The organism is Evansella sp. AB-rgal1 (genome assembly GCF_041820985.1).
GTDB lineage: Bacteria > Bacillota > Bacilli > Bacillales > Salisediminibacteriaceae > Evansella.
On sequence record NZ_JBGUAU010000058.1, the window covers coordinates 1 to 12,469 of the forward strand.

Sequence of the window (12,469 nt, forward strand, 5' to 3'; positions counted from 1 at the left end):
TTATTATTATCTTTTTGATAAGAAAAACTTATCAACTGTAATAATAAATTTGTATTATATGTTATTCTCATTATTCGGTATGATATGAATGAAGGATTAGTGATATTTGGAAATATAGGTAATACTATTATTCATTGTTTCTTGTTTATACTTTTATACAATAATCATGATAAAAATGAAGTAAGGAGTGGTTATATGTCAAATAAACGACAAATTACTGTTGCAAGAGGAGACGGAATAGGTCCGGAAATTATGGATGCTACATTAAAGATACTGGAGTATGCTGGTGCTGAATTTGAACCGGAATTTATTGATATAGGGGAAAAGGTATATTTAGCAGGGCAATCCGCTGGAATTAGTGACGAAGCATGGGAATCTCTACGTCGTACGAAAGTTTTTTTGAAATCCCCAATTACTACTCCACAAGGTGGAGGATACAAAAGCTTAAATGTTACGATCCGCAAAACGCTAGGCTTATATGCAAACATTCGGCCAAATATATCATATCATCCAATTATTAAGACAAAGCACCCTGATGTTGATCTTGTCATTGTTCGGGAAAATGAAGAAGATTTATATGCAGGAATTGAACATCAGCAAACACCAGAAGTAGTTCAATGTTTAAAACTTATTACCCGTCCAGGTAGTGAGAAAATAGTTCGTTACGCATTTGAATATGCCAAAAAAAATAATCGTAAAAAAGTTACCTGTTTTACAAAAGATAACATTATGAAGTTATCTGACGGTCTTTTTCATAAAGTATTTAATGAAATCGCACAAGAGTATCCTGATATCGAAACAGATCATTGGATCATCGATATCGGTATTGCAAAGATAGCAGATACACCACAAGAATTTGATGTAATCGTTATGCCTAACCTTTATGGTGATATTGCATCTGACGTGGCCGCGCAAATATTGGGAAGTGTTGGTGTAGCTGGTTCTGCCAATATTGGTGATCAATGTGCAATGTTTGAAGCCATTCATGGAAGTGCACCCGATATTGCTGGGAAAGGTATTGCAAACCCATCTGGTCTTCTACACGGAGCGATCATGATGTTAGTACACATTGGTCAACCGAAAGTAGCGGAAAAGATTCATAATGCATGGTTAAAAACGCTAGAAGATGGAGTGTATACCGGAGATATTGCAAAAGGTGGTCCTTCTGTTGGAACAAATGAGTTTGCAGAAGCAGTCATTGCACGATTAGGGCAAGTACCGACGAAGTTTGAACCTGCATCATATAAGGAAAAATCAGAGGGTGACGATGTGAAATTAGAAATGTCTCCATTAGCGAAAGACCGTGCAAATCGTCAAATCGTTCAGGAGCTAGACGGAGTAGACGTCTTTGTTTTAAACAATGAAATTACTGCTGACGAGCTCGGGCAGAAGCTTGAAGCTATCGCAGGTCCTGAGTTAGAGTTAGCTATTATTACAAACCGCGGAGTGAAAGTGTATCCTAATGGTTTCCCAGAAACATTTACAACGGATCATTGGAGATGCCGATTCCATTTATCAGAGGGTCAATCCCAATTAACGAATACGGATATAATGAAGCTATTACAACGAGTTGATGAAGCTGGGATACAGTGGATCAAAATTGAAAACTTATATAAGTTCAATGGTGAAAGAGGCTATTCATTAGGGCAAGGTCAATAATAGGAACTGTTAAAAGAGTGTGTCAAAAGGGCATTTTGGAAATGCTGCTTTTGGTACACTTTTTTTCTTATCCAAAAAAACTTAGAGGGAACAACTAACACAATTGGTTAGATGTTCTTTATCCATCTCTTTTCAATATTGATTAAATATGCATTTGGTCTCTCTTAACCTTCTTTGTTTAGTGTGTTCTGAAATTCGTTTCGTCCATGCAGACACTTCTTGTTGATATCGCTCGTAAGGAACCTTTTGTATGTTCTTAAAATCTCAAATAGTCAATATGGCCAATTTCCATACCGTACGTTATATGTTTCATACTTAAATGTTCAGCTTATGCTGATCGATAAGTCGTATCATTTGAACATGTTTCGTTTTCACAATGATATCCCAAGTTAAGAACTTTCACTTTTCCATCTAGGGTCAAAATTGTTTTTCTCCATAATGGATGACAATAAACTAATTTCTCATCACACTTGGAACAATGAGTTATTTCAGGCTTATAGCAATAAGAATTTTGAGCTTATAATCGATTTTTTGTACGCATAAAATAACACCAACTTTTATCATATATAAGTCAATAAAAACCCATAAAGTTAATTCGTGTTATTTATTCTATCTAATGTTTTGTTATATGAAAAAACACCCAAATTTATTTACTCTATAGAGGTTCTAAAGGTTCAGTTAGAAACTGGAAATCTTCGAAATAGGTAAAATCTACAATACTATTGTACTGTTTTTAATATATTGATATATTTCTTAAAAATAAATATAGTTTTTTTTTGAATTAATGGTAATATTAACTAATTAATTGAGAGGAGGAATTAATATAATATAGTGTCAAAAAAATAGTGAGAAGGATTACTGATGAATAAGAAAATTATTTGTACACTATTAGTATTTTTATTAGTTGTGACTACTATTTTACCATCCAGTAGTTATGCCACTTCTATCGAAGATGAAAGAAATAAAGATATACATTATATTTTTAAAAATTTAAAAGAAGGTGAAGAAGTAATAAGTCTACCAGCGCCTTCTGAACTTGGTATAAATTCTAGTGATGAACTATTAACGCGTGATGGAAAAAGGAGCATAACTTATTGGGAGCAAAGAACTTCAATAAGATATTATATGGCATCTTATCCAGATACCAATGATTTTTTACAATATGGAGTTGGTTCAAAAAGAGGTAGACTTGGAAATCATAACAATGCTGTTGTAGAATGATTTCGTGGTATACAGTACTTAGTGTAATTGCATTGGGGGGTACAGGATTGGTCTCCGCATTTATTATTTATAATAATGCTACTAGTGGAAGAGCAAAGGTGAGAAATGCATATAGCCTTTTAGGTACACACTTCTAAATTGTGGTATTTTGGCCATTCTCTAAATTAATCAAAACTAAGTTAGCCGAAACTAAAAACTGAAAACGGGTAGACAAAACTGAGTAGATTTTCATGGTATTGGACTAAAATTAATTTTAGTCCAATGTAAAGGTGGGGAGATATTTTGACAATTTTTTTTCTTTTCTTTACAGCAAGTTTTATTGTTGGTTTACTATATTTTCTGATTGAAAAAGATTTAAAAAAGAAAGAAAGAAGGACTATTTATCTATTTTTAATATGCTTTCTTATACTCTTTAAAATTTTATAAGCTCATCATGCTAAATATAAGTGCTGTTCCAACAAGCGATGCACATGTGTGAAAAAGTATAATAAATTTAATTAAATGGTAGTTTTTTGCAAAATTAAAAATAGTTCCTATTGTAGTAATTTATAAATGAGTTCCTGTCTCAATAGCGATGCGTCAATGTGATGAATTTGAATATTTACAAATATTTTAAAGTGAACTAGTTACCTCAGATGAAAAAGTGGCGAACAGGTGTAATTAGATCATGTAGCATTTTTTACTATTACCTTTAAATCCTTTGCTTTATCTAACCATCCGTCTTATCTTACTTGTCTTTTTTTGTGGCTTGTATAATTCCAACGTTATCAGTGAAGAGAGAATTTAAATAAGTACAATGGTGAAAGAGGCTATTCGTTAGGGCATGGACAATAATAGGAAGTTTTAAAGAAGTGTGTCAAAAGGGCGTTTGGGGAATGCTGCTTTTGGCACACTTTTTTGTATGGGTTGCAGGAAATGATAACTCGATTGAGCGTAGGAAGTCGGAGGGGCGATATGTTGATGGCCATTTTCTCATATGAACTGAACGATCAGGCGGACGAGTTTGTTTCCAATAATATATATATAAAATAAATCGCGAAATGGTAAAATATTGATATGTAGATAAATTTTATGTTAACCCTGACTATGCGTGAATCATTGCTATAACTATCAAGTATTACTACCTTTGTTGGTAATTATTCAATTCACTTCAGCCTGCTCGCGCAATTATGCGAGATGTTTTAAGCTATACCAAAAATGGTATACCCTTTTGGTTAATGTATATGTATAGCCTATTTTAGTTAGTGCCTGTAGTATCTATTTCAAGCGAAGGAGTGAACAGAAATGAAATCGCTTATTCAAACGTTACATCACATTTGTCAGAATAATTTACTGAAAGAAAAAGTCTTAGTTGTTGATTCTTATTTTATTGGGGAACAAATCCTGTTTCACTATATGAAACAAGGACATCAAGCCATTAATGTAAAAATAAAAACGATACGTGAATTAGCTCTTGATTCCATCGGTACTCACATGAACTATATTGACAATGCTATTGGGTCTCATCTCTTTTATTTACTATTAAAGGATCTAAAAGATAATAACAGACTAACCTATTTTCATGAGCTTGAAGTAACGCCATCTCTAAGTCATGGTATGTATGAGATTGTTCAAGAACTCCGACTTGCTGGATATACAAGTGAAACACTAACTCCTGAACAATTTGTTTCGACTCAAAAAGGGTTAGATATGATAAAAATAGTTCAAGGTTATGAAAGATTATTAGAAGACAACAATTTAGCAGACGATGCCATGTTATACGAAAATACAATAGCTAATACGAAACCAAAGAACGGTATTTTTCTCATTCAAAACAATCTTAAGGTTACAAAACTACAAGAACAGTTTCTTGAATGTGTTACTGCTGATAACCTAGTATTTTTACCATTAGCTCCTGTTTATGGAGTAACGAAACCCCGTATGTCCAAGTTTACCCAAATAACAGAAGTACAAGCTGGTCCATTAAGTTATATTTACGATCTAGAGGGAGTGAAGGATTCCCAGACAACAACTCTTCCGTTGTTTACGACGAAAACAGAGGAGCAGGAAGTAAAGCAAGTGATTCAAAGAATTGCAACCAACAATTTAGCATTAGATGATTGTGTTATTTTTTATAGTCAACGCAACCCTTATGTGACAATAATGTATCATCTGGCGGAAAAGGAAAAGCTACCTGTAACGTTTCAGGAAGGGGTGCCGATTCGTTTCACACGTCCTGGAAAATTAATATCTGGGATTGTAAAGTGGATAAAGCATTCTTATAGTACTACTATTTTTATTCGTTTGTTACAAGAAGGACTTTTCAATGTAGAGGAAGGTGCACCATCAAAATCGAGATGGTCGGCTATTTTGCGAAATACTAAGATTGGCTGGGATCAATCAAGGTATCTTAGTTTGTTAGAGTCAGAATTACAACATGTGAACAAAAGAATAGAGCAAGAAGAGGACAATGAAAATCGAAGTAATTTTAAACGTTTAAGTGAGGAAATAGCATGGCTAATTGATTGGTATAAGATCGTTTTATCTAAGCTACCTTCCTTACAGTCTCGAGAAACTGTTAACTATCATGACTTGTTACAAGGTTTATTATTTATGGTGGAGGAATTTAGTAAGGTACATTCTCTGTATGACCAAACTGCAAAAGAGACGTTACGAGAAAAAATAGACAATATCCTTCCGTACGTCAACCAGGAAATGACCATGCAAGAAGCAATTTTTCAACTAGAAGAGTTTTTACTAGATATTTCTATCGGAGCGTCTCCACCTAAAGCAGGACATTTGCATGTTTCAGCTTTCTCTAACGGTGTTTATGTTCAAAGGAAGCATGTCTTTGTTGTAGGTTTAGATAATCGTCGCTTTCCGGGTGTTGGCGGAGAGAATCCACTTTTATTAGATATAGAACGGAAGCGTTTAGGTGAAATGTTAACGTTATTGCAAGATAAACCGAAAGAAAAAATGTACCAAATGCTTCAGTTGTTAGCGTCCTCTTCAGAGAATGTTACTGTAAGCTATTGTCAATTTGATGTAAATGAGAATCGCTTAGTTAATCCTTCTCACTTATTTTTACAATGCTATCGATATCAATCAGGGAATAGCGATGCTGATTTTAAACAGCTAAAGGACGCTTTACCAATATCGGATGCACCAATTCTGAATCGAAAGGATTGGTGGACGGAAAAATTAGCAACGCCTAGAAAGTTGAAAATAGAAATTGCCTTATTAAAGGAATTTAAACATATCATGAGTGGACTTGTTGCACAGGAAACGAGAGATAACATACGTTTTACCGAGTTTGATGGAAAAATAGGTAGTGACACGACCATGTTTGATCCTCGGTTGAATAAAGATATTAGGATATCTGCTGGAAAACTAGAGATGCTTGCAACATGTCCCTATTCGTTTTTCTTACAGGAAGTATTAAAAATAAAGCCATTGGAAGAAACGGAGTATGATCCAACACGCTGGTTGGACCCAGCAACAAGAGGTAGTTTACTTCATGAAATATATGAAAAATTGTTTCTTCAATTACAGGAACGAGAAGAAAAACCTTCTGTTGAAAAACATACGAACCTTATAAAAGAAATTGCAACTGAAAGTATAGAGAAAGTTAAACTACATGTACCAGCACCGAGTAAGAAGGTGGAATATCAAGAAACAGAAGAAATATTGGAGTCTTGTGAGATGTTCTTGAAAATAGAAGAAGAGAATAGTGTCCAAGGTACACCGAAGTATTTTGAGTACACGTTCGGTGTAAATGGACAAGAACCAGCGATGATTACGTTACCCTCAGGCTCCTTTCTCGTCTCGGGAAAAATCGATCGAGTGGATGAGCTAGATGATAAGTCGTTCCATATTATTGATTACAAAACTGGCGGTACGTATGGCTACGAAGGGGAGAAACATTTTAAAGGTGGTCGTCAATTGCAACATCTTCTTTATACATTAGCGATAGAAAGTCATCTGTCATTAGAGACGGGCACTGTCCAAAAAAGTAGCTACTTGTTCCCAACAAAAAAAGGATTAGGCCAAGTGTTTGAACGAGAGCAAGAAGAAACCATGAGAACGAATGGTATCGATATTTTGGACAAGCTACTTACCATTATTCAACATGGTGATTTTGCTATGACAGAAGATGTGAGTGATTGTAAATATTGCGACTTTAAACAAATTTGTAGGCGATCAACCTATGATAATGACCACATAGAATTGAAGCATCAAGATAAGGAGTCTGTAGGGGTTCGCAGTTTTAAGGGGGTAAGAGCCTATGACTAAACTAGTAGTGGACCAAGATGCTAGGGATCAAATCAAAGATTACTTGAACCAGAATTTTCTTGTAGAAGCTGGTGCTGGTTCCGGGAAAACGACGAGCCTTGTGGAACGAATGGTACAGTTAATTCATACAGGAACTTGCAAAATTAATGAGATTGTTGCAATTACGTTTACGAGAAAAGCTGCCGACGAGTTGAAAACAAGATTTCAAAATCAGTTAGAAAAAACGTGGAAATCGGAAACGAATAAGACAGTGAAAATGAGGTTAGAAGAAGCGATTCAAAATATGGAGCAGTGTTTTCTAGGAACGGTTCACTCGTTTTGTTCCCGGTTACTTCGAGAGCGTCCAATAGAAGCCAAATTAGATATTACCTTTCAAGAGTTAGAAGAAGAGGATGATAAAAAAGTAGCGGAGGAAGCATGGTATTCGTATGTTTCCATGCTACAAGAGGAATATGGAGAAATGTTACAAGTAATTCGTGATATAGGGTTGAAGGAAGCTACCTTATTGGATCGATTTCACTTTTTAAAGAACTACCCAGATGTAGAATGGGTTTGGACACCTTCAGAAATGCCAGATATAGAAAGAAGCTATGATGCTTTTCTTGCACTGTTAAAGGAAGCCAATCGTTGTATCCCAGTAAAAATAGAAAATGGTCCTGACAATCTTCAAAAGGCTATAAAAGATGCATTACGAATGGATGCTTATTTGAAACGAAATAACACAATGATGATCGAGGTGTTTGATCTATTTGATAAAAAATCAGCCTTCAACATCACTCAAAATAGATGGACCTCGAAAGAAGATGCCAAAGAGTATAAAGAGCGTATCCAACTATTTTTCGAAGATCGCATTCAGCATCTACTTTTGGAGTGGCGTGAGTATTGTCACCCAATTATCATTGAATTCTTGCAAGGTGCATTACACATTTACGAGCAAATAAAAAAGCAACGATCGTTATTAAATTTTCAAGATTTATTAATTAACACGAGTAACCTTTTAAAATACAATCCAGAAGTGAGAACGTATTTTCAGCAAAAATACCGATGTCTTTTAGTGGATGAGTTTCAAGATACAGACCCAATTCAGGCAGAAATGATGTTCTTTTTAACGGGAGAAGATGTTTCTGAGGTAGATTGGGGGAAATGTAAGCCACGTGCAGGATCGTTATTTGTTGTTGGTGATCCAAAGCAAGCAATTTATCGTTTCCGAAGAGCCGATATCGATATTTATAATAAAGTAAAGGAGCTTATTGTAGAGCATGGTGGCTCCGTCCTTCAGCTGACGATGAACTTTCGAACAGTTGATACTGTAACAACTAACCTCAATAGTATTTTTATAGATCATTTACCTGAAACAGAAACGAAGTATCAAGCTGCTTACCGACCTTTACATTCGTTTAAAGATGATTCCGTTACTACATTTTCTGGGATATCGAAGTTAACAATTCCTAAGGAGTACACGAAAAATCAAGGAGTAATTCTTGAAAAAGACGCTGAAAATATCCTGCACGCTATTCAAACATTGTTACATCAAGGACATGAACCAAAGGAGTTCATGATTATTACAAGATATAATGATGGTATTGATGTATATGCCCACACATTAGAAGAAGCAGGTATTCCCATTAGTGTCAGTGGTGAAATGGAAATCGGTTCTACGCAGGAATTTAAGGAACTTCCTATTATACTTCAGGTTTTTGTTGATCCAACAGATACTGTTACAACTGTGGCTGCACTGCGAAGTATGTGGTTTGGAATTAGTGATGAACAGCTTTTTCAGTGGAAGCAAGCGGGAGGCACTTTTTCCATTTATAGCCCAACACCAGAAAAACTTGAGCTTGAAGCTCATCCAGTTTCATTAGCATTTATGAAGCTGCGAATGTATGCAAAGTGGGCCTTGTCCTATCCTCCTGTTGTAGCAATGGAGAAAATAATAGAAGATATTGGATTTTATCCATTATTATTAATCAAACAGTATGGAAAAAGAGAGTATACTCAATTTTTACAAATCATAGAAGCGCTTCGTAATGAAGAGGATGAAGGAAGAACGTTATACGAGGATGCTGTTTCCTATCTTACCAATATGATGGAAACAAAGTCAAAAGTAGTGAATCTAGAAGAGGATGCAAATGCTGTTCGAATATTAAATGTGCATAAAGCAAAAGGCTTAGAAGCTCCTATTGTTTTTTTAGCAAATCCAGGAAAGAAGCCAGATATTAGTGATAAAATTTCTTCTCATATTAAGCGAGAGGAAAATGGATCGAAAGGATTTTTTAAATTTGATAAAAAAGTAGGCTATGCATCCAAAACAATCGCACAACCAAAGAATTGGGAAGAATATCGAGCAGAAGAGGAAAGGTATTTAACGAATGAAGATATTCGTATATTGTATGTAGCAGCAACTCGAGCGGAAGAAGCATTGATTATTAGTTGCTGTAGTGGAAAGGATGGGAAAAATCCATGGGAACCACTACTTACAGGATTGTCAGAGGTAGAGGAGTTTTTCATGGAAGAGGTAGAAGGGGAAAGTCCGGAAAGCTCCGTTCAAACAATTTCAAAAGAGATGTATGATGTGGAAACGAAGAACCTGACTACCTGGGTAGAGATAAGCTCAAAACCATCTTATTCAAAAATGAGTCCAACAGACGAAAAGCCTGAAATTTTCACATTAGGAATTGAACGGGAAACCGGTGGAGGAATGGCTTGGGGGCTTGCTGTTCATGAAGTATTTGAAAAATATATTCGAAACGAGATTTCTTCGAATAGCATCAGAAATGTATTACAAAAACATGAGCTCTCTATTGAAAGAGAGGAAGAAGTGCATGTGCTTCTCGAAAGGTTTGTTGAAACGGAGATTTGGGATGAACTTCAACGTGCAGAAGAGGTTTTGACAGAGGTTCCTTTCTCCATTCCAGTAACAGAGGGAGATCCATTGTATTACTTCGTAAAACATAAGGGAACTTCTACAGTGTTTATTAGTGGAGTTATTGATCTTGTGTATAAAGTAGATGGAGAGTGGAAGATTGTTGATTATAAAACAGATCGTCCAAAGGATTTATCTGTTCTCCCTGAATTAGCAAACTATTATCAAGATCAGGTGGAGATGTATAAATCTGTCTGGAGTTTAGTAACGGGAGAAACTGTTTCATGTGCTCAGCTTTATTTTGTAACTCCAAATCAAACTGTTGTTTTTTAAAGAGTATGGGAATTCGAAGTTGTAGTTAGTTCGTATTCCCATTTCTTATTTCTTAGTTTTTATGAACGGGGTGTGGCTTAGGAATGAGTGAAGGGAAATATGGTCGAAGAATTTTAGCACTAAGAGAAATCTTTCTCAGAGAGACGGACGAAGATCATCAACTGTCGATCAAGGAACTAGTAGAAAAGTTGAAACTAGAAATACCCGATTGCACAGCAGATTCTAAAGCAGTAAAACGCTATATTGAGGCATTACGTGCGATGGATATTGAAATCATGGAAAACAAAGAGAAGTTTGGAGAAATCTTTTATAGTCATCAAGACCGTCTGTTCGAAACATACCAATTACGTCTACTTATTGATCCTATTCTATCGGCTAGGTTTATAACAGAAGATGAAAAGAGATACCTTGTTTCTAGGTTGAAAAAAATGACTAGTAAGCACATAGCAAAAACATTGCCTGATCCTATCGTGTATCTCCAGTCGATTAATATGGATTACAATTTAATTAGAAATCATATCGACACCATTCATCGGGCTATTTCCGAGTCAAAGATGATTTCTTTTCAATATGGAGACTTTAATATAAACAAGGAGTTTCAGTTACGCCATGATGCGGCGTTTTATAACGTTAAACCTTCTGCTTTAATTTGGGAATCGGACTTCTATTATTTAATTGGAGATGATGTGAAATATGGGGAGGCGAATAATCCTAGAAACTATCGATTAGATCGAATGAGAAGTGTTACGATCACGGAAGAAAGGTTTATTAGAGAAAGACGAGATATTAGTACATATGTGCAACATTCTTTTCACATGTTTGGGGGAGAAGATGAGTGGATTACCATTCAATTCAATTTAAACCGAGTTGCACTAAATGGGGTTATTGATAAATTCGGTCTTGATGCTGACATACGAAAAATAGATGAATCTACGTTTATTTTAAAAGCAAAAGCCAAAATAAGTGAAGGCTTAAAAGGCTGGATATTAGCGTGGGGAAGACATGCAAAAGTACTGTCACCATCATCCTTAGTAGAAGAAATGAAAGTAGAGACGCAGAAAATGGTAGAGGCGTATAATGATCTGAAATAGATAGGAAGAGTCAAACTAGATTAGTGTATGGAGGGTGTGCCGAAAACAAGTAGATTCGTTATGAAGGATAAAACTAAAAAGCAAATTTTCTGGATACAAACTAGAGAGATTATCTGATTGAGTGCGTATTAAGAATTTGGAATAAAGGTATACTAACCATTGCTTTAATTGACATGTAACCAAAAGGTTTCGTATAATGTTCATGCAACCTTTTGGTTACATATTAACTTCCATGGAGGAAATACAATGAGCGAAAAAACACCAGAAATTCGTAAAAACACTGTCTTTCAAGCAAGTATTGAGACAGTTTGGAATGCAGTAGCTACATCAGAGGGCATCGATGCATGGTTTATGCCAAATGACTTTCAACAAGAGCTTGGTCATGAATTCACCATTCAGTCTCCTTTCGGTCCAACGCCTTGTAAGGTATTGAAATTAGATCCACCCAATTTACTTGAATTTTCTTGGGGAGAAATGGGCTGGGTTGTTACCTTTGAACTGAAGGATATAGGAGATAAAACAGAATTTACTCTGATTCATTCAGGATGGGGAGAGCCAGATGCTCTTGTTCCCGGACCTGGGCCAGATCAAACGAACAAAGATATTAGAGATCGTATGAACGGTGGTTGGGAATCGATTGTGTATGAAAAACTTCGTGAAGTAGTGGAGAAGTAATGATCTCTGAGCAAAGACACGATGTTTTCCAGGCAATAGCAGATCCTACTCGAAGAGAAATGCTAAAAATCTTAGCTGATAAGGAACTATCTGTAACCATGATTTCGAATCACTTTCCGATTAGTCGCACTGCGGTTTCCAAACATTTGAAAATCCTTGCGGAAACCAACCTTGTTAGATCTGAGAAGGTAGGAAAAGAGAAGAGGTATCAACTTCAGCCTGAAGGCTTATTAGAAGTCAAACATTGGTTATCCTTTTATGAACAATTCTGGGATAATAAGATATCCAAGCTTAAACATCTTGTAGAAAATGAAAGTGAATAAAAAGGGTTGTGTCTGAATAACGGGTTCAGTTG

Annotated in this window: 7 protein-coding genes; all 7 read left to right on the forward strand. The window is 35.6% G+C overall.

The genetic code is table 11. The annotated features are described in order from the left end of the window. Positions 1-195: 195 nt before the first annotated feature. The 7 genes from ACERII_RS25325 (at position 196) to ACERII_RS25355 (ending at position 12,437) form a co-directional block, all read left to right on the forward strand. Positions 196-1,659 carry an NADP-dependent isocitrate dehydrogenase gene (locus ACERII_RS25325; RefSeq protein WP_373645774.1) on the forward strand — a complete coding sequence of 488 codons (1,464 nt, stop codon included), beginning with the start codon at positions 196-198 and terminating at the stop codon, positions 1,657-1,659. 861 nt (positions 1,660-2,520) lie between these two features. After that, the gene (locus ACERII_RS25330) at positions 2,521-2,880 is read left to right on the forward strand and encodes a hypothetical protein (protein ID WP_373645775.1); all 360 of its coding nucleotides are present in this window, start codon (positions 2,521-2,523) and stop codon (positions 2,878-2,880) included. Positions 2,881-4,164: 1,284 nt separating this feature from the next. Next, entirely contained in the window at positions 4,165-7,152 is a 2,988-nt protein-coding gene (locus ACERII_RS25335; RefSeq protein ID WP_373645776.1) for a PD-(D/E)XK nuclease family protein, read from the forward strand. Next, positions 7,145-10,348, forward strand: a complete 3,204-nt coding sequence (locus ACERII_RS25340) for a UvrD-helicase domain-containing protein (RefSeq protein ID WP_373645778.1) — start codon at positions 7,145-7,147, stop codon at positions 10,346-10,348. Before ACERII_RS25335 ends, ACERII_RS25340 begins: the two co-directional genes overlap by 8 nt. An 83-nt stretch (positions 10,349-10,431) precedes the next feature. After that, positions 10,432-11,439 carry a helix-turn-helix transcriptional regulator gene (locus tag ACERII_RS25345; RefSeq protein ID WP_373645779.1) on the forward strand — a complete coding sequence of 336 codons (1,008 nt, stop codon included), beginning with the start codon at positions 10,432-10,434 and terminating at the stop codon, positions 11,437-11,439. A gap of 246 nt (positions 11,440-11,685) precedes the next feature. Further along, positions 11,686-12,114 carry an SRPBCC family protein gene (locus ACERII_RS25350; RefSeq protein ID WP_373645780.1) on the forward strand — a complete coding sequence of 143 codons (429 nt, stop codon included), beginning with the start codon at positions 11,686-11,688 and terminating at the stop codon, positions 12,112-12,114. Then, positions 12,114-12,437, forward strand: a complete 324-nt coding sequence (locus ACERII_RS25355; protein WP_373645781.1) for an ArsR/SmtB family transcription factor — start codon at positions 12,114-12,116, stop codon at positions 12,435-12,437. Before ACERII_RS25350 ends, ACERII_RS25355 begins: the two co-directional genes overlap by 1 nt. Positions 12,438-12,469: the final 32 nt, after the last annotated feature.

Excerpts from the sequence above, each read along its gene's own strand:
- ACERII_RS25325 (WP_373645774.1), top strand. The coding sequence starts at position 196 with ATGTCAAATAAACGACAAATTACTGTTGCAAGAGGAGACGGAATAGGT.
- ACERII_RS25330 (WP_373645775.1), top strand. The coding sequence starts at position 2,521 with ATGAATAAGAAAATTATTTGTACACTATTAGTATTTTTATTAGTTGTG.
- ACERII_RS25335 (WP_373645776.1), top strand. The coding sequence starts at position 4,165 with ATGAAATCGCTTATTCAAACGTTACATCACATTTGTCAGAATAATTTA.
- ACERII_RS25340 (WP_373645778.1), top strand. The coding sequence starts at position 7,145 with ATGACTAAACTAGTAGTGGACCAAGATGCTAGGGATCAAATCAAAGAT.
- ACERII_RS25345 (WP_373645779.1), top strand. The coding sequence starts at position 10,432 with ATGAGTGAAGGGAAATATGGTCGAAGAATTTTAGCACTAAGAGAAATC.
- ACERII_RS25350 (WP_373645780.1), top strand. The coding sequence starts at position 11,686 with ATGAGCGAAAAAACACCAGAAATTCGTAAAAACACTGTCTTTCAAGCA.
- ACERII_RS25355 (WP_373645781.1), top strand. The coding sequence starts at position 12,114 with ATGATCTCTGAGCAAAGACACGATGTTTTCCAGGCAATAGCAGATCCT.